The sequence below is a fragment of the Mesorhizobium sp. M7A.F.Ca.US.011.01.1.1 genome (assembly GCF_003998295.1).
In the GTDB taxonomy this organism is placed as follows: domain Bacteria; phylum Pseudomonadota; class Alphaproteobacteria; order Rhizobiales; family Rhizobiaceae; genus Mesorhizobium.
In genome coordinates, this window is sequence record NZ_RZRT01000027.1 from 64,694 (window position 1) to 82,996 (window position 18,303).

The 18,303-nt window shown below is 63.1% G+C and carries 13 protein-coding genes and 1 pseudogene; 6 read left to right on the forward strand and 8 right to left on the reverse strand.

Annotated features, from left to right (window positions below; all coding sequences use genetic code 11):
* Positions 1–108: 108 nt before the first annotated feature.
* Together EOA13_RS22445 and EOA13_RS22450 are read right to left on the reverse strand one after the other, a co-directional pair.
* Positions 109–1,323: an MFS transporter gene (locus tag EOA13_RS22445; RefSeq protein WP_127295928.1), complete on the reverse strand. Its 1,215-nt coding sequence runs from the start codon at positions 1,321–1,323 to the stop codon at positions 109–111.
* Positions 1,324–1,383: 60 nt separating this feature from the next.
* On the reverse strand, positions 1,384–2,373 hold the full coding sequence (locus EOA13_RS22450) for an AraC family transcriptional regulator (RefSeq protein ID WP_206535306.1): 990 nt from the start codon (positions 2,371–2,373) through the stop codon (positions 1,384–1,386).
* Positions 2,374–2,533: 160 nt separating this feature from the next.
* On the opposite strand from EOA13_RS22450, the gene EOA13_RS22455 reads away from it, so the two are divergent.
* Positions 2,534–4,369, forward strand: a complete 1,836-nt coding sequence (locus EOA13_RS22455; protein ID WP_127295929.1) for a monovalent cation:proton antiporter-2 (CPA2) family protein — start codon at positions 2,534–2,536, stop codon at positions 4,367–4,369.
* A gap of 14 nt (positions 4,370–4,383) precedes the next feature.
* Positions 4,384–4,929 (forward strand): DUF924 family protein, encoded by a 546-nt coding sequence (locus EOA13_RS22460; RefSeq protein ID WP_127295930.1) that lies wholly within the window; start codon positions 4,384–4,386, stop codon positions 4,927–4,929.
* Positions 4,930–4,956: 27 nt separating this feature from the next.
* Here EOA13_RS22460 and folK read toward each other — a convergent pair whose 3' ends face one another.
* From folK to folP, 3 genes are read right to left on the reverse strand one after another with little or no spacing between them, the layout of a single operon-like run.
* Positions 4,957–5,469: a 2-amino-4-hydroxy-6-hydroxymethyldihydropteridine diphosphokinase gene (gene folK, locus EOA13_RS22465; RefSeq protein ID WP_023813033.1), complete on the reverse strand. Its 513-nt coding sequence runs from the start codon at positions 5,467–5,469 to the stop codon at positions 4,957–4,959.
* On the reverse strand, positions 5,453–5,812 hold the full coding sequence (gene folB / locus EOA13_RS22470; protein WP_023813034.1) for a dihydroneopterin aldolase: 360 nt from the start codon (positions 5,810–5,812) through the stop codon (positions 5,453–5,455). The genes folK and folB overlap by 17 nt, the downstream gene beginning before the upstream one ends.
* 3 nt (positions 5,813–5,815) lie before the next feature.
* Entirely contained in the window at positions 5,816–6,667 is an 852-nt protein-coding gene (folP, locus tag EOA13_RS22475; protein ID WP_127295931.1) for a dihydropteroate synthase, read from the reverse strand.
* Between the two features lie 103 nt (positions 6,668–6,770).
* Here folP and EOA13_RS22480 point away from each other — a divergent pair, with 103 nt between their 5' ends.
* Together EOA13_RS22480 and EOA13_RS22485 are read left to right on the forward strand one after the other, a co-directional pair.
* A complete protein-coding gene (locus EOA13_RS22480) occupies positions 6,771–7,430 on the forward strand; it encodes a DUF922 domain-containing protein (RefSeq protein WP_127295937.1) in 660 nt (219 codons plus the stop codon).
* A 205-nt stretch (positions 7,431–7,635) separates the two neighbouring features.
* Positions 7,636–9,117, forward strand: a complete 1,482-nt coding sequence (locus tag EOA13_RS22485) for an MDR family MFS transporter (RefSeq protein ID WP_127295932.1) — start codon at positions 7,636–7,638, stop codon at positions 9,115–9,117.
* A 3-nt stretch (positions 9,118–9,120) separates the two neighbouring features.
* Here EOA13_RS22485 and EOA13_RS22490 read toward each other — a convergent pair whose 3' ends face one another.
* The 3 genes from EOA13_RS22490 to EOA13_RS22500 all read right to left on the reverse strand — a co-directional run bounded on the left by EOA13_RS22490 (position 9,121) and on the right by EOA13_RS22500 (position 11,143).
* Entirely contained in the window at positions 9,121–10,149 is a 1,029-nt protein-coding gene (locus EOA13_RS22490) for an NAD(P)/FAD-dependent oxidoreductase (protein ID WP_127295933.1), read from the reverse strand.
* 193 nt (positions 10,150–10,342) lie between these two features.
* On the reverse strand, positions 10,343–10,663 hold the full coding sequence (locus tag EOA13_RS22495) for a 2Fe-2S iron-sulfur cluster-binding protein (RefSeq protein ID WP_013531878.1): 321 nt from the start codon (positions 10,661–10,663) through the stop codon (positions 10,343–10,345).
* Between the two features lie 111 nt (positions 10,664–10,774).
* A complete protein-coding gene (locus EOA13_RS22500; protein WP_023813039.1) occupies positions 10,775–11,143 on the reverse strand; it encodes an Hpt domain-containing protein in 369 nt (122 codons plus the stop codon).
* A 271-nt stretch (positions 11,144–11,414) separates the two neighbouring features.
* Here EOA13_RS22500 and EOA13_RS22505 point away from each other — a divergent pair, with 271 nt between their 5' ends.
* Together EOA13_RS22505 and EOA13_RS22510 are read left to right on the forward strand one after the other, a co-directional pair.
* The gene (locus EOA13_RS22505; RefSeq protein ID WP_127295934.1) at positions 11,415–17,726 is read left to right on the forward strand and encodes a kinesin; all 6,312 of its coding nucleotides are present in this window, start codon (positions 11,415–11,417) and stop codon (positions 17,724–17,726) included.
* A 184-nt stretch (positions 17,727–17,910) separates the two neighbouring features.
* A pseudogene (locus EOA13_RS22510) lies at positions 17,911–18,182 on the forward strand (exonuclease); the annotation flags it as partial.
* Positions 18,183–18,303 lie beyond the last annotated feature (121 nt).

Here is an 18,303-nt window from a genome sequence, read left to right on the forward strand (position 1 = left end):
CCTTCGATTGCGGCAAGATGCAACGTGTTCCCGGCCTCAACTTGTGTATCGCGCCTGCAACATCGGCGGCGGCCTGGATTCAGGCTATTTTATCAGCGGCAGCAAAGTTCAGCTGCGCGGCTGCAGCAGCGCCAAGACGGCGGTCGATGCGGCAAGGATAGCAGTCAGAGTCAAAGGCCCAGTCGCGCCATAGGTGTCCACGACATAGCCGCCGACAACCGCGCCGATGGTGATGGCAATTTGGAAAGAGGTGACCATCAGGCTGCCCGCTGCCTCCAGCGCATCAGGCGCCGCGCGCGACATATTGGTCGGCAGCACCACCGGCGCCATGCCAAAGGCGAAACCCCACAGCGTAACGAAGCCGAAGGCAACGCCGATATGCGAGCCCCAAAGCACCAAAGTAAGTGCCGCAACCGCCTTCAACGCTGCGGTGACTGCGAGGGCCATGTGGATGTTGGTGTCGGCCATGCGGCCGCCGGCAACATTACCGATCACGGCAGCGATGCCAAACCCGAGCAGAGCCAGGGCAATCGGTCCGGTTGTAAGGAGTGTCACCTGTTCGAGGAAGGGACGCACATAGACCGAGCCGGCAAAATGCCCCGTCATCAGCAAAACAATAGCCAGCATGCCGAGTTGGATGCCGCGCCGCCGGGTCAGCCGAAATACATCTGCAAGGCTGTTGCTTGCCGTTGCAGGCAAGGTCGGCAGGCTGAGAAACTGCAGCAACATGGCAAGCGCGGCCAGCCCCGCCGTCATGGCCATGGCACTGCGCCACCCTATCCAGTCACTGATCAGCGCGCCCATCGACGGTGCGGCAATGGTGGCAAGCGAGACGCCGAGGGTGACGATCGCCATGCCCCGACCTGTCGCATTGGCGCCAACCAGCCTCGCCACGACGGCGACCGAAAGTGCCCAGAAAGCGCTGAGAGCGATGCCCAGTCCGGCCCGGCCCAACAGCAACAGCCAGAAATCGGTCGCCAGCGCCGCCAGGATATTGGAACCGACCGCAAGGGCGCTGAGACCAACCAGCACCGCCTTGCGGTTCAAGCGGCCGATGAGAACATTGCTCAACATGGCCGTCACGGCGCCTACGGAAGCGGTGGCGGTGACGACCTGGCCGGCCGTCCCCTCGCTGATGCCGAGATCGCGTGCCATTGGCGTCAGCAGACCTGCGGGCAGGAATTCGGCAGACACCAGGGCAAAGCTGGTGGCCGCCAATGAAATGACCGCGAACCAAGTGGCTGCGCTCCACGCGGCTGGTGCATCGGCATCAAGGCCAATCGCGGCGTCTTCAAGCTGTAGCTGTAATGTTGTGTCAGTCACGGAAAGATCTCCAAAGTTTGGAGGTCTTAAATAGGCGAGTCCGCTCGGATGATATGTATCTTAGAATCCGAAATTCATATCCATTCGTCCGGGAATTGTGCGACGCACAACGCCCGGCGAGACATTGGTGATGCGCTTGAACGCTCGCGCAAAGGATACCTCGGAATCATAGCCCAAACGAGTAGCGACTTCGGCAACCGACAAGCCGTTTTGGCCCAGCAATTCGCGGGCAAGCTGCATACGCAGGCGGGCGAGATAGTGTGCGGCACCCTCTCCCAATACCGCACTGAAACGCTCGGCGAAAATCGAACGCGATTGGCCTGCCACGCCGGCCAGGCTTCCCAGCGTCCAGTTGTGGCCGGGGTCGCGGTGCATGGCCGCCAAAGCGCGGCCTATATGGGGGTCGCGGATGGCTGCGAGCCAACCGGTGGTCGAGGCTCCGTTGCAATTGACCCAGCAGCGTATGAGCCGGGCCGTTAGCAAGTCGGCCATACGCGACAGAATCGTGGCGCTGCCCATCTGCGGTTGCGAGGCCTCCACCGTCATGGCCGCCAGCAAAGGACCGACGACCGGGTCATTGCCGGCCACGTCGCAACCCTTGATGACAGGCGGCATCAACGTGATCAATGGGTTGAGCGCATAGGAGTCCAAGGCCATGGAGCCGCAGAAAAGGGTGCTCGTCGCGCCCGTTCCTTGCCGTACCACTTCGCAGACGTTGCCCCCCAACTTGATCACCTGGCAACCTTCGAGCGAGTCCCCTGCAACGTCCGGCGCGCTCGCCAGCCGATGGGCGATGCCTTGCGGCAGCAGCACCAGATCGCCATCGCGCAACTCCTGCCAGCCTTGCGATTCAGTATGAATCCAGCACGGGCCCTGGCCGACAAAGTGAAACCGAAGCAGCTGTTGTTGCGGAAAGTCTATGCTCCATGGGTGCCGGAGCTCGCAGCGACCATAGTTGACACCACTCAAGCGAAAGTCTTGTAAAACTTCGCTGAGCGCATCCATCGGGATATGTGGCGTCGAAGACGGCCGGGACGAATAGTCAGGCATAGACGTCATATAGATGCCGAACGTCCGGCAGGCAAGCGGGGACCGTTGTTCCACCAGGGGAATCGCTGCAACGGCACCCTACCTTTCCCGGCAGATTTCTCGCCTTGCCTCCCACTCCAACTGCATGCAAGGAGTGCTGTGAGACACAGGGACAAGAGGCATGGCGGCGGAAGCATCGGGCAGTGATCTGGTTCAGGTGGTGGCGCTGCTTGCTGCCGGTGTCGTCGCCGTCCCCATCTTCAAGCGCATGGGCCTCGGCTCGATCCTCGGCTATCTGGCCGCCGGCGTGGTGATTGGCCCGTTCGGCCTCGGCGTCTTTTCCGAATCGGAAGCCATTCTTCATGTCGCCGAACTCGGCGTTGTGATGTTCCTGTTCATCATCGGGCTGGAAATGCAGCCATCGCGGCTCTGGGGCCTGCGCCGTGAGATATTCGGCCTCGGCGCCCTGCAGGTCGGCGTCTGCGCGCTTCTGCTGACCGGTGTCGGCATGGCTGGAGGGTTTCCGATCGCACAATCCTTCGTCGCCGGCGCCGGCTTCGTGCTGACCTCGACGGCGATCGTCATGCAACTCCTCGAGGAACGCGGTGAAATCGCTGCGCCGAAAGGCCAGCGCATCGTATCGGTCCTGCTGTTCGAGGATCTTGCCATCGTGCCGCTGCTGGCGTTGATCGCGTTCCTGGCACCCGGTGGGGCCGACACCAGCCTGTCGGAGCGGCTGACCGAGGTCGGCATCGGGCTCGCCGCGATCGTCGGCCTGGTGGTGGCAGGCCGCTATCTGCTCAATCCGTTCTTCCGCATCCTGGCAGATGCCCGCGCCCGCGAAGTAATGACGGCGGCGGCACTTCTGGTCGTTCTCGGATCCGCGCTCGCCATGCAGCTCAGCGGCCTGTCGATGGCGATGGGTGCCTTCCTGGCCGGCGTGCTTTTGTCCGAATCGACCTTCCGCCACCAACTCGAAGCCGACATCGAACCCTTCCGCGGCATCTTGCTTGGCCTGTTCTTTCTCGCGGTGGGCATGTCGCTCGACCTGCATGTGGTCGCGGCGAACTGGCGGTTGATCGCCGTCTATGTCGTCGCCTACATGGTGATGAAGGCGTTCGGTATCTACATCGTCGCCCGCATCCTGAAATCAGGCCACCGCGAAGCCCTGGAGCGCGCGGTCTTCATGGCACAAGGCGGCGAATTCGCCTTTGTCCTCTACTCGGCGGCCGCGGCGGTCGGCATCATCGACGGCAACGCCAACGCGACGCTGACGGCGATCGTCATCATCTCCATGGTGCTGACGCCGCTGGCGATCATCGCGCTGCGCTACCTGACGCCGCGCGACGAGCAGTCGCTCGACGGGGTCGATGTCGCCGATGGCCTGACCGGCAGCGTGCTGGTCATCGGCTTCGGCCGCTTCGGCCAGATCGCGAGCCAGCCGCTGCTACTGCGCGGCATCGACGTCTCGATCATCGACAATGATGTCGAAATGATCCAGGCGGCGGCCGATTTCGGCTTCAAGGTCTATTATGGCGACGGCACGCGACTCGACATCCTGCATGCCGCCGGTGCCGGCCGGGCGCGCGCCGTGCTGATCTGCGTCGACAAGGCCGATGTGGCTGTTCGCATCGCCCAGCTGATCAAGGCCGAATTCCCACTGCTCACAGTGCTGGCCCGCGCATTCGACCGTGGAACGGCGCTGCAGCTCATTCGTGCTGGCGTCGACTACCAACTGCGCGAAACCTTCGAATCCGCACTTGTTTTCGGCGGCTCGGCACTGGAATCGCTGGGCGTCGACCCCGAAGACGTGGCTGAAACGATCGAAGACGTCAGGCGCCGCGACACCGACCGCTTCGAAACCCAGCTTGCCGAAGGCATTCGCGCCGGACAGCGCTTCCTGAGAGGCAATATCGGCACGCCGATTCCGACACCGCTCTCTACGCCACGCCGGCCTGGTCAGGCACTCAATGAAGAGACCGCGGGTGTGCTGCACAAGTCCGAACCCGCCGATTGAGCAAGGAACTATGCATGGAATTGGACAGCCGGGCCCTATCGGTCACCAAATTCTGGCGCGATGCCGGCGAGGATGCCTGGTTCGAGAAGAACGAAGCATTCGATGCCGAGTTCCGCGACCGCTTTCTCGGCCTGCACTATGCCGCCGCTCGGCGTGAATGCGACGACTGGCTGGAACATGCCGAAGGCGCGCTGGCGCTGATGATCCTGCTCGATCAGTTTCCGCGGAACTGTTTTCGCGGCACCGGCCATATGTACGCGACCGATCCGCTCGCCAGATATTTCGCGGAGAGGGCGGTCGCGGCCGGCCATGACCTGGCACTCGAGGAAGAACTCCGCGTTTTCCTCTACCTGCCGTACGAGCATTCGGAACTGCTGGCCGACCAGGACATTTCGGTCGAGCTGACGCAGGCCAGGGCCGAGCCCTACCTGAAATACGCTGTCGAACACCGCGATATCATTCAGCATTTCGGCCGTTTTCCGCATCGAAACAGGATGCTTGGCCGCGAAACCACGGTGCAGGAGCAGGCGTTCCTGGATGGTGGCGGCTTCTCTGGCTGAAGATCCGGCTACTGCCTCGTCCGGACCTCAGGCCAGCCACCAATCCCGGCCGGACGACAATCGCTCGATGCCTGAAGTATCGACGGCGACCAGGCGGTCGGTGATGCTGCGGCCGCTGACAACCAGGCTGGGCGCGATCTCGGCCAGTGGCGCCAGCACGAAGGCGCGCTCCAGCATGCGCGGATGCGGCACCTCCAGCCCGGTCTCGTGGATGACGCGGTCGCCGAACACCAGAATGTCGATATCGATCAGCCGCGGCCCCCAGCGCTCCTCCCGGACCCGCTTCAGCTTGCGCTCCGCATCGAGGCAGAGGTCGAGCAAGGCACGCGGTGCAAGCACGGTGGAAATCTCGGCGGCCGCATTGAGAAAATCCGGCTGATCGAGCTTGCCCCAGGGCGGCGTGCGATAAAGCGACGAGACGCCGGTGACGCGCGTATCCGCGTCGGCATCCAGCATTCGCAGCGCCGCGCCCATGGATTTCGCCGGATCGCCAAGATTGCCGCCAAGGCTGAGATAAACGGTACTATTCGGGCCAGACAACGGTCACCTCGACATAATCGAGCACGCCGGGCACCGGTGCGTTCGGCTTGCGCACCGTGATCTCGGCTTTCTTTATCTGCGGAAAACGCGCCGTCAGCGCACGGGCCACTTCGAGCGCCAGCGACTCGATCAGAAAACGGCGCTGCCCGGTGATGATCTTTTCAATGACTGTGAATGCAATGCCGTAGTGGACCGTATCCTCGATCGAATCCTCGGCCAGTGCGCGGCCTGGATCGACGGTGAGAACGGCATCGACATAGAAGCGCTGGCCGAGCCTTTCCTCCTCGTCCAGCACGCCGTGCCGGGCAAAGAAAGCGCAGTTCTTCATGCGGATGACATACATCGCTCAGTTTCTCGCCCGGTCCGTCAGACGCGCCAGCATAGCATCCGCGAGCGCCAAAGCGTCCACGTTGAATGCGACATCGTGGACGCGAAACAGATCGGCGCCCTGGAGCCTCAAGATGACGCTGGTCGCCGCTGTTCCGACCGCTCGGTCGGCGGCATCACGGCCGGTGACCGTGCCGATGAAGCGCTTTCGCGACGTACCGACCATCAGCGGCAAGCCGAGTGCATGCAATTCCGAAAAGCGTGCCATCAGGTCGAGATTTTCCTCCGCCGTCTCCTTGGCGAATCCGAAACCGGGATCGAGTACGATACGATCGTCGGCGATGCCGTTCAGGCGGGCGATTTCCAGCGACTTTCGCAGGAACGTCAGTTGATCGGCAATCGCATCCGGCAGCTTCTGGCGATCCCGCCCGGTATGCATGATGACAAGCCCGGCGCCGGTGTCGGCAGCGACACGCGCAATATCGGGCTCGCGCTGCAAACCCCAGACATCGTTGACGATATGCGCGCCGGCGGCAACCGCCAGCCGCGCCGTGTCGGCGCGATAGGTGTCGACCGAAATCAGCACCTCGCTCACGCCCGCCAGCGCTTCGATCACAGGCAGGATGCGGTCCTGTTCCTGACTGGCCGATACCGCGGCAGCACCTGGGCGCGTCGATTCTCCGCCGACATCGACGACCAGTGCCCCTTCCCCGATCATGCGGCGCGCCTGGGCCAGCGCCTTTTCAGGGGCGTCGAACTGGCCGCCATCGGAAAAGCTATCGGGCGTGACATTGAGGATGCCGACGACCACGGCCTTGCCGCCAAGGTCGAGATGGCGTCCATGCGCCAACTGCCATCGCCTGGCCGTCATTGCTCATCGACCATGGAGTTCATCAATCATGTGTGATCCCTGGCGGATCAATTTCATTGCGCCGGCAACGGCCGTAAAGCAAGGTGGTCGAAGAGGCAACATGATGAAACGATCCATGCTTGGCATGAAAAAACCGTCCTTGGGCGTGAAACAATCCTTGGCTTGCGCGCTGCTGCTCGCCATGACCCCGCTTCCGGCGGCTGCCGCCAATCTCGTCAAGACGTACAGCTATTTCGCCATCGGCGGCAGCACGCTCGACGACATCGAGGCACAACTCTCCAAACGCGGGCCGGAGGTGAAAAGCACAGGCACGCGGCACCCGGGCGCCACGCAAATGGCCTTCACCACCCGGATCAGCTATGCGCAGACGCCGAGTTCCTGCCGGATCGCCGACGCGGTGGTGACCGTCAAGGTGAAGGTGATCCTTCCCGAGTGGCGCCGCCCGCGCAAAGCAGATGCCGATGTCAGGCTGTTCTGGGATACGCTGTCCGCCGACATCAAGCGCCATGAGGAGCGCCATGTCGAAATCGCCAAGAACCATGGCGGCGAACTCGAAGAGGCCTTGAAGGCCACCTACCCGCAAAAGAACTGCGACGCCGCCAAGGCCAAGGCGGCCGCGATCACCGCGGCTGTCCTGGCCAGGCACGACCGCGCCCAGCTTCAGTTCGACCGCGTCGAAAGCGTCAATTTCGAAAGCCGCATCTTGCGGCTGCTGCGCTACCGCATGGAGCGCATCGGGAACGGCCGACTGCCGCCGACCTGAACGCACCCGAACTGAAAGCCAAATTCGTCGAAGCGTAGTGCCAGATTCGAAAAACTTTCGAGCCCCTGTCGAAACCGGCCTATATGGGACGACATATATCAGGCTCGCCAGACGCGAGCTTAAAACACCAATGCGATCCAAACGGTCAAGAAACCGGAACGGCTGAACAGCGCCGGTCAAATCGCAAGCTTTTGGATGAACGATCATGGACCAGGCTGTCGATAACAAAACGATGGCGGAAACCGGCACGCCGATAACAGAGAGCGAAAAGAACGCCATCATCGGCGGCGTGCTGTTGTCGATGCTGTTGGCGGCACTCGACCAGACCATTGTCGCGCCGGCCATGCCGACCATCGGGCATGCGCTCGGAAACGCACACTATCTGCCATGGATCGTCACCGGTTATCTCCTGACCGCTACCGCCGTGGCCCCGCTCTACGGCAAGATTTCCGATGTCTACGGCCGCCGGCCGACCGTCTATGCCGCGATCCTGATCTTTTTGGCGGGATCGCTGGTCAGTGCGATGGCTCCCAACATGTTTGTGCTGGTTGTCGGGCGGGCGATCCAGGGCGCCGGCGGCGGCGGCTTGTTCGCTTTGACGCAGACCGTCGTCGGCGATCTCGTTCCGCCGCGCGAGCGGGCACGCTATGCCGCCTGGTTCTCCGGCACATGGGCCGTCGCCAGCGTTGCCGGTCCGTTGCTCGGCGGCACTTTCGCCGAGCACCTGCACTGGTCACTGATCTTCTGGATCAACATTCCGCTTGGTGTTCTTGCGATGGCGATCATCAACAAGCCGCTCAAGAAACTGCCCGTTGCCGCAAAGCGCCATCGTATCGACGGCCTGGGCGCGTTGCTTCTGATCATTGCCACGGCGCTGCTGCTGCTCGCATTGAACTGGGGCGGCAGCGCCTATCCCTGGATTTCGCTTGAAGTCATCGGCGTTCTCTGCGGTTCGGCGATTTTCTGGGGCGCTTTTGCCTTGCGGCTTATGCGAGCCGCCGAGCCGCTCATCTCGCTCGAAGTGCTTGGCAATCCAATCGTTCTGGCGGGCACGCTTTCGATGTTCCTGCTTCAGGCCGCAAGCGTCGGCATGGCTGTGTACCTGCCCGTCTATCTTCAGGCGGTGCTCGGCCTGTCAGCAGCAGAGTCGGGCATCGCGATGCTTGGGCTTTTGCTGGGGACCGTCGGCGGCGCGGCATTCAGCGGGCGTATGATACCGCATTTCACCCACTACAAGCGCATTGCGATGGTGGGCGTCCTTTTCAGCATGCTGTGCCTCTGCCTGCTGGCCGTCGTCGCAGGATATGCAACGCTGCTGGAGGTAGAGGTCTTGACGATCTGCATCGGGTTTGGAACCGGAACGACGTTTCCGGTCACCACCGTGTCGGTGCAAAACGCCGTCGATCGCGTGCATCTCGGCGTCGCGACGGGCGTGCTGACATTCCTGCGGTCGCTTGGCAGTGCGCTTGGTGTCGCGATGCTCGGCGCGGTCGCTCTGGGTTACGGCTTGCCGCTTGCCGGTGAAGGCATGCGGATCGTGGGCCATAGCGCGACGGTCGAGCCGTTCGTGATGATCTTTGCCGTCGCCGCCGCTACATTGCTGCTGGGGCTGATCACGCTGACGCTGATGCCCGAAAAGGAGCTTCGCGGTTACGCCGACAATGCGGCGCCCATCCTCGCCGAGTAAAGTTCAGCCGGAGACGCCGAGCTTCTTCTGCAGGCTGGTCGAGGAGGTCGTGTACTGGAAAACGATGCGCTCGCCGGGGCTGATGATGCGCTTGGCGGCCTGCGCCATCAGCGCCACTTCGTGGAAGCCCGACAGGATCAGCTTCAGCTTGCCCGGATACCAGTTGATGTCGCCGACCGCGAAGATACCGGGCACCGATGTCTGGAACTTCTCGGTATCGACCGGAATAAGGTTCTCGTGAAGGTTGAGGCCCCACTCCGCGATCGGTCCGAGCTTCATGGTCAGGCCGAAGAACGGCAGCATGCGCGTGCAAGGCACCTCGACGTCGCCGTCCGGTCCCTTGATGGTGGCCGATGACAGTTGGCCGTCGGCACCGGTCAATCCGGTCACCTGCCCGACCTGGAACTCCAGTTGTTTCATCTCCTGCATGGCATACATCTTGTTGACGCTGTCGGGGGCGGCACGGAACTCGGGCCGCCGGTGCACCAGCGTCACGCTCTTTGCCACCGGCTGCAGGTTCAGCGTCCAGTCGAGTGCCGAGTCGCCGCCGCCGACAATGACGAGGTCGTGGCCGCGAAAATCCTCCATCCGGCGCACCGAATAGAAGACACTCTTGCCTTCAAAGGGCTCTATGCCGGGGATCGGCGGACGCTTGGGCTGGAAAGAGCCGCCGCCGGCGGCAATCACCACCACCTTGGCCTCGAACACCTCGTTTTCGTCGGTGGTGACGCGAAAACTGCCGTCCTCCAGTTTTTCCAGGCTGGAAACCATTCGGTTGTAGCTGAAATCAGGCTTGAACGGTGCGATCTGCTCGAGCAATTTGTCGACCAGCCCCTGCGCCGAGATCGAAGGCCAGCCTGGAATGTCGTAGATCGGCTTTTCCGGATAGAGTTCCGCGCACTGGCCGCCCGGCCGATCGAGAATGTCGATCAGGTGGCACTTCATGTCGAACAGGCCGAGCTCGAACACGGCAAACAAGCCGACCGGCCCTGCCCCGACAATAAGCACGTCTGTCCTGGTGATGTCTGTCATGCCTGTGCCTCGCTGCGCATGACCCCGAAAATCGGATCGATTTTCGGAAAGGATCATGCGCAAATAAAAGTGCTACAGCGTCCTTTGCGCGTCCAAGAGGACGCGCGGCGCTGTAGTGAAACAGCAGGACACTGCATGACCATCGCTCCGCTGCCAAGCCACAGCGGGAAAAATCAGTTGGCAAAGATACCGCTTATCCCTGGCGGGCAGGCACCCGTACGACCAGGCCGTCAAGCGCATCGCGGACCTTGATCTGGCATGACAGGCGCGAGTTGGGCTGGACGTCGTAGGCGAAGTCCAGCATGTCCTCTTCCATCGCTTCGGGCTCGCCGACTTCAGCCGTCCAGGCTTCGTCGACATAGACGTGACAGGTGGCACAGGCGCAGGCACCGCCGCATTCGGCCTCGATCCCGGGCACGGCGTTGCGGATCGCGTTCTCCATGACCGTAGAGCCGTTCTCGGCGTCCATGTCGAAATGCGTGCCGTCATGGGCAATGAAAGTCAGCTTGGTCATTTGTCACCTGAAGGGAGTTCCAGCCGAGATAATCACTCCGGCTGACAAGTCAACTGCCGCATGAAAGCGCCGCCCGATGACGTTTTTCCGCAAATCGGGTTCGGCGCGGATTCAGCGGTTGATGGCGGCGATGAAATCGCGCACTTCGTCGATCAGCGTGCCAAGCCGCTTGAGCGTCTGGCCGTCTTCCGGCCGGTGCTCGATCTCGGTGGCGCAATCGGCGATGGCAAAGGCGCCGACGCCCCGTGCCGAACCCTTCAATCCATGGGCGAGCAGAAGCCGGTCCTTGATGTCGGCGTCGACTATTCTGTCGCGCACCGATAGCGCCTGCTGTACAAACAGCGCCAGCACCTCCTGCTCGAGGCTGCGGTCACCCATCGTCTGGCGGGCAAGGTGTGCCAAATCGACCGGGCGTGACCGTCTTGGTCCGGATACGTCGCCCCCGGGCATTGAGAAGGCAATGCCGCTTTCGCCACGCATGAACTCGAACTCCGTTTCTTCGATTAGCCCAAAAACTAGGCGAATCCAATGGACAACGGGTTAATGAATGGCCGGAAAAAATGTTGCCAAAGCGGCGCCCAAATCACAGTTCCGTTAACCTTATATTTAAAGTTTTACGTATCCCGCGGAATGCATGTTTTCTTTACCCCCCTGTGTCATTACGATACGAGGGGTCCATTTTCAGCCTCCTGCGCGGGGCAAGACAAACAGAATTATAAGCCCGCGGCAGCTAGTACAGGGTAGCGAAGGCATGGCAAAGAAACCAACGACGACGAGAACTCTCGACAGCGACGTGGCCAGGGAACTGGAAAAGGCGCTCGATCTCGACCTCAGCAATGAGATCGGCAGCGGCGACCTCGACATCGCGGCTTCGATGGAGGATCTGGAAGCGCAGATATCCCAGGCGGCTGACGAGCTGGCGCGCGAGGGACGCGATCATAGGCCGGAACAGAACCCGGAGCCCGTGGTCAATCAGAACCACGCCGCGAAACCCGCGCCCAAGGCCAAGCCTGCCGAATTGCGCCCCGTGGAACCGCGCAATGGCGCCCAGCCCGCAGGTTTCGCGCCGGCCAATGACGATCGCCAGAAGGACTACAAGACGCTCCTGCACAGCCTCAACAGGCGTGCCTCGAACACCATTTACTGGGTCGTCGCCTTCGTTTCGCTCGCCTGGTTCGCCGGCGCCGGTGGTTTGGCCAATCTGCTTTTCGGACCAAGCATCTGGAGAATCCGTACGCTCGACCAGTTCCTTGCCCGTCCGGAACTGATCGGCCTTGCGGTCGCGGCCATCGTCCCCGTCATCCTGTTCTGGGCCTTCGCCGCCATGATTCGCCGCGCCCAGGAAATGCGCATCGCCGCACAGTCGATGACCGAAGTGGCCTTCCGCCTGACCGAACCGGAAAACCTAGCCCAGGATCGCGTCATGATGATCGGCCAGGCCGTTCGTCGCGAGGTTGCAGCCATGGGCGAAGGCATCGAACGCACGCTTGCCCGCGCCGTCGAACTGGAAACGCTGGTCCACAGCGAAGTCAACCAGATCGAACGCTCCTATTCCGAGAATGAATCCCGCATCCGCTCGCTGGTCGACGGGCTCGGCAGCGAACGCGAAGCCGTCGTCACCCATGCCGAGCGCGTCCGCGCCTCGATCACCGGCGCGCATGAGACGCTGAAGGACGAGATCGGCGCCGCCTCCGACATCATCCGCGACTCGATCCTCAATGCATCGACCAAATTGTCGATGACGATCACCAATTCCGGCGACACGCTCATCGACCGCATCAACGAAAGCTCGATGTCGATCTTCGATTCGGTGGAAGGCCGGCTCGATTCGATCACCGACCGGCTGTCGACCTCGGGCGAGGCCTTCGCCAGCCTGCTCGACACCCGCATTGCCAAGCTGACGGACACCACGGACGGCCTGACGCGGTCCTTGACCGATCTGCTGGACGATCGCACCACCGGCATGGTGTCGCTGCTCGGCGGCGCCGCACGCACCCTCAATTCCGAATTCGAGGCCAGCCTCAACGGCATCGAGCGCACGCTCGCCGAACGCGGCCAGGCACTGATCAGCGAGTTCCAGACCCGCGCCGAGGCGCTCGACACCGGAACGCAGAAGCTCAATGCGGCACTCGAGGCCCGCGCCCGCCAGATCAACGAAACGCTGGTCGAGCGCGCCCGCGAAATCGCCCATACCTTTGCCGAGAGCAAGGACACGCTGTCGGCGATGATCGATCAGGGCAAGACCCAGATCGGCGCCGACATGGCCGACATCGTCACCTCGACCTCCTCCATGCTCGAAGCCCGCGCCAGCGACTTCGCCGGGCGCATGGAAGCCGCCCGTCACGTCGTGTCGCGTTCGTTCGACAGTGACATCCAGCGGCTCGCCGACGCCCGCGTCGGCATCGAGGAAGCTGTCGAGAACCACAGCAGGAAACTGTCCGAAAGCCGCGAGCGCATGGCCGCGGCCATGGAGGCCGACCTGGCGAAGTTCGCCGAGGGCCGCGCCGGCATCGATGCGGCGGTGACCAACCAGGTACAGAAGCTGGCCGAAGGCCGCAGCCTGATCTCGCGTGCTCTCGAAGAGGATCTGCGCAAGGTCAATGAATCGCGGGCGGCCATCGATGCGTCGCTCGGCAGCCATCTCGAAAGGTTGGAAGAAGGCCGCAACAGGCTCTCCACTGCCTTGAACGAAGACTCCGGGAAACTGGTGCAAGCCCGTACGATCATTGATGAAATGGTCGCTGGCCATGTCGGCAAGCTCGCCGAGGGCCGCAACATTCTGTCGCGCGCCTTGGAAGCCGACCTCGGCAAACTGTCCGACAGCCGCGCCGACATCGACGGTCTGGTCGCCGGTCAGGTGGAAAAGATCGCCGAAGGCCGCGCCGTGCTCGCCAAGGCGTTGGAAAACGACGTCATCGGCATCAAGAGCCTCATCGAAACCCATTCCGCCAAACTGGCGGAAGACCGCACGCAGCTTTCCCATTCGCTCGACAATGATCTGTCCGGCATACGCGGCCTGATCGAAAGCCATTCGGGACGGTTGGCCGAGGACCGCAGCCTGCTGTCGCAGACGCTCGAAGCCGACCTTGCCAAGCTGGCCGAGAGCCGCTCGAGCATCGACGGCCTCGTCGCCGGCCAGGTCGAGAAGCTGGCCGAAGGCCGCGACATTCTCAAGCGCGCCCTGGAATCCGATCTGAACACGATCAAGGGCGTCATATCGAGCCAGTCGGAAAAGCTGGCCGAGGATCGCGGTCAGCTTTCCCGGGTCCTGGAAGCCGATCTGCAGAATGTGAACAGCGTCATCGCCGATCACATGAACAAGCTCGTCCAAGACCGCTCCGCCCTGTCGAGGGCCCTTGAGGAAGATCTCGCCAAGCTGGCCGACAGCCGTTCCAGCATCGACGGGCTCGTCGCCGGTCAGGTCGAGAAGCTTTCCGAGGGTCGCGACATCCTACGGCGCGCTCTGGAATCCGACCTCAATGCGATCAAGGGGACCATTGCCGATCAGTCACAGAAGCTGGTCGATGACCGGGCACAGTTCGCCCGGGCGCTCGAGGCCGATCTCGAAAGCGTCAACGGCCTGGTCAACAGCCATTCCGAACGGCTCGCCCAGGATCGTTCGACACTGTCGAGGTCACTTGAGGCCGATCTGGAAAACGTCGGTGGCCTCGTCAACAGCCACGCGGAAAGGCTTGTCCAGGAGCGCTCGGCCCTGTCGAAGGCGCTCGAGGACGATCTCGCCAAGCTGGCCGAGAGCCGCTCCAGCATCGATGGCCTGGTCGCCGGCCAGGTCGAGAAGCTCGCCGAAGGCCGCGACGTTCTCAAGCGCGCGCTGGAAGCCGATCTGGCCAAGCTGGCCGAAAGCCGCTCCAGCATCGACGGCCTGGTCGCCGGCCAGGTCGAGAAACTGGCCGAGGGCCGCGACATTCTCAAACGCGCCCTCGAAGCCGACCTGCAGAAGCTGACCGAAAGCCGCAGCGATATCGACGACGTCATCGCCGGACATGTCGGCAAGCTGTCCGAAGGTCGCAATATGCTGACCCGCGCGCTGGAAGACGATCTCGGCAAGCTCGCCGAAACCCGCAAGGACGTCGACCGCTCACTCTCCGGCCACATCGACCAGATCGCCGCCAGAAGCTCGGACATCTCTGCCGCGATTGCAGGAGATGTCGAGAAGATCGAGCAGGCGTTCAGCCGTCAGACCGGCATCATCGAGGAGCGCGCCGGCACCATGGAGCGTGCGCTCTCGACAGGCGTCGACAACGTCCGCGCCGTGCTCGAGAAGAGCGCCGTATTTGTCGCCGGCGCCCTGCGCGAGAAGGTGCTGGAAGTCACCAGCACCCTGCACGAGCAGGCCGGTGCCGCGTTCAGCGACGCCGACCGCAAGATCGCCGAGCGCGCCGAGCAGACCTCCGCCGCCCTGCTGGCGCGGGCCGAAGACATCGCCCGCACCTTCGAGGATGCAGACCGTCGCCTGCACGCCCGTGCGGAAGATACGTCGAGCGCCTTGCTTGCCCGTGCGGACGACACGTCCAGCTCGCTGCTGGCCCGCGCCCACGAAACCGCCGATCATCTGGCTGCTCGCGTAAGCGAGATCGCCGGCACTTTCGAAGCGGCGGACCAGAAGCTCGCCGCCCGCGCCCAGGAAACCGCCGATCAGCTGACCGCCCGGGCTCAGGACACCGCCGATCATCTGGCAGCTCGTGCAAGCGAGATTGCAGGCACGTTCGATGCCGCCGACCAGAAGCTGGTCGCCCGCGCCATCGAAACGGCCCAGTCGCTGGCCGCGCGCGCCGGCGACATCCTGCGCAACTTCGAAGGTGCCGACCAGCGGCTCGGCATGCGCATCGGCGAATCGGCCGAAGCGCTTGCCGCACGCGCATCGGACCTTGGCCGCATCTTCGATGCCGCCGACCAGCAGCTCGTCTCGCGCATCGCCGAAGGTTCGGAAGCGCTGTCGAGCCGTGCCTCGGAAATCGGCCGTATCTTCGACGACGCGGATCAGCGCCTGGTGTCGCGCATCGCCAGCAGCACCTCCACGATCGGCGAGCATGCCGAGACAATCGTCGGTGCCTTTGCCGATACCGAGCAACGGGTTGCCGAACGCGCAAGGCGGACCGGCCAGGAAATGGCCGTGCACGCCCGCGAAATCGAGCAGGCGCTTGCCGGCGCCGACGAGCGGCTCGCCTCGAGCGCGGCGGCCGCGGCCGCCCGTGTCGAAGAGCAGGTCTCAGGCGTTGAGAACCGCCTCGCCTTCACGGCCGAGACGATGGGCCAGAAGCTCAACGAACAGGTGTCGAATGCCGAGGCGCAACTCGTCTCGCGCGCCAATGTGATCGCCGAGACCTTCACCGCGGTTGGCCAGCATATCGGCCAGAGCACCAACGATGCCGCCAAGACGATCGGCGCCAACACCCGCGAACTCAACACCATGCTCGCCGCACGTTCGGCCGAAATGTCGAAAATCCTCGACGAAACCGCACGGCCCTTGGTCGAGCGTTTCGCCCAGGGCGGCTCGGACCTGCAAAAGAGCATGGAAGAGGTCACCGAACGCGCCACCGAGAAGCTGCGCAGCGAGAATGCCGCGCTTGTCGACGCACTCGCGAACCGCACCGCCGAAACCTTGTCGGCGGTCGAGGGCGCCCGCTCGTCGCTGTCCGACAGCGTCGCCGATCTCATCGGCCGGATGACCAAGTCCAGTTCGCAGCTCGGCCAGCTGATCGAGCAGGCCGCGGTCAATCTCGGCCAGGTCGATGAACGCCTGAGCGGCAGCACGCAAAGCTTCGCCGCCACCACGGAGAAAGCCGCGCAGACCTTCGCCAGCTCGGCGCGACTGGTCGATTCGAACACGACAAGGCTGACGGAACTGTCGTCGTCCACCTTGCGCGAGGTGGCGTCGATCGCCACCAAGTTCGACGAACACAGCCGCCTGCTGTCCAGCGCTTCGGACCTGCTGAGCTCGGCCCAGAGCAATCTCGAACACACGCTCGAGAGGCAATCGTCGCTCGAAGACCTCGCCGTCGGCCTGGTCAAGAAGTCGGAAGATCTCGAAAGGGTCATGCGCTCGTTCGAAAATCTCGTCGGCCAGACGCTGCAGAACGCCGAAGGCAAGACGATGGAATCGGCCGACAAGATCCGCAATGCCATCACCGACGTCGTCGATTCGGCAACCAAGCGCTTTGCCGATGCGACCGAGGAGATGCGGCGCACCGCGGGCTCGATCAAGAGCGAACTCGACCTGACCCGGGCCGAGCTCAAGAAGGGCGTCATCGAAATGCCGGAAGAGGCAAAGGAATCGACCTCGGCCATCCGCCGCGCCGTTTCCGAGCAGATCAACGCCCTCAAGGAGCTTTCGGACATCGTGGCCAAGTCCGGCCGCGGCGGCGGTGACGGATCAGAACCACGCAACCTGCGCCCGGCGCCGCAAGCGCCGGCCGCACGCGCTGCCGAGCCGCCGCGCCGCGCACCGGCACCGCAGCCGGACCTGCGCACGCCTCAGGCGCCCTTGGGCGGCCCCGCATTGCGAGGCACGCTCGACCTTGAGCGTCCTGGCGAGGCGGCACCGCGTCCGCGCGGCGATGCCAGCGCCCGCACGCCTCAGGGCGGATGGGTGCGCGATCTGCTTACCGCGGCATCGAACGATGAGGACCTCAGGTCGGCAGCCCCTACGGCCCCCGTGGAAGCGCAGCGCGCTACCCCTGCCCAGCGCTCGCCCCTGCATGTCGTGGAATCGCTGAACTCGCTCTCCGTCGATATCGCGCGTGCCATCGACCACGATGCTTCGATCGAGCTGTGGAACCGCTACCGGCGTGGCGAACGTGACGTGTTCACGCGGCGGCTCTACACGCTGAAGGGACAGCAGACGTTCGACGAGATTCGTCGCAAGTATCAGGCCGAGGCCGAGTTCCGCGCCGCCGTCGACCGCTACTGCGACGATTTCGAGAAGCTGCTCAAGGATGTCTCGCGCAACGACCGTGACAACATCATGGCGCAGACCTACCTGACGTCGGACACCGGCAAGGTCTACACCATGCTGGCCCATGCCAGCGGTCGCCTGCATTAAGACAGGAATTGAACAGGCGGGGCCATGGTCCCGCCTGTGACTGCGCTGAACCTCCGGCACGCGCCGAACCTGCCCGCAGCACGTTTGCAAGCCGATCGACGCGTTCGGGACTTGCCCAAGTCGGATTTCCGACGCACTGAAGTCCACCGACAATACCGCTGCCTGACGCTCGAAGGGTGTGATCGTGAAGACGGCAATCATCTTCGACTGCGAGTTTCTTTGCCTTGAGGGCTCGCAACGGCGATTCTGGTGCGCGGCCCACGATCCTGACCCGGTGATCGCACAGATCGGCGCGGTCAGGCTTGGACTTGAGGGCGACTTTTCCCTGCTCGGCACACACAAGGCCTATATCAGACCGGTCGACCGGTTTGGTCAGAGATACGCCTTCGACCGTTCTTCACCAAACTGACCGGCATCACCGAGGAAGATCTGGAGACCGAAGGCGTGGCGCTAGAGCGGGATGAATTTAGGTTGGGCATAGCCTGCCTCTGTGAAGTAATTTCGGCATTCGGTTGACGTGACGGTGCCGAGGATTTGGCCGATGGCGTCACAGACGGTTTCGACTGTTCGCTTGGCA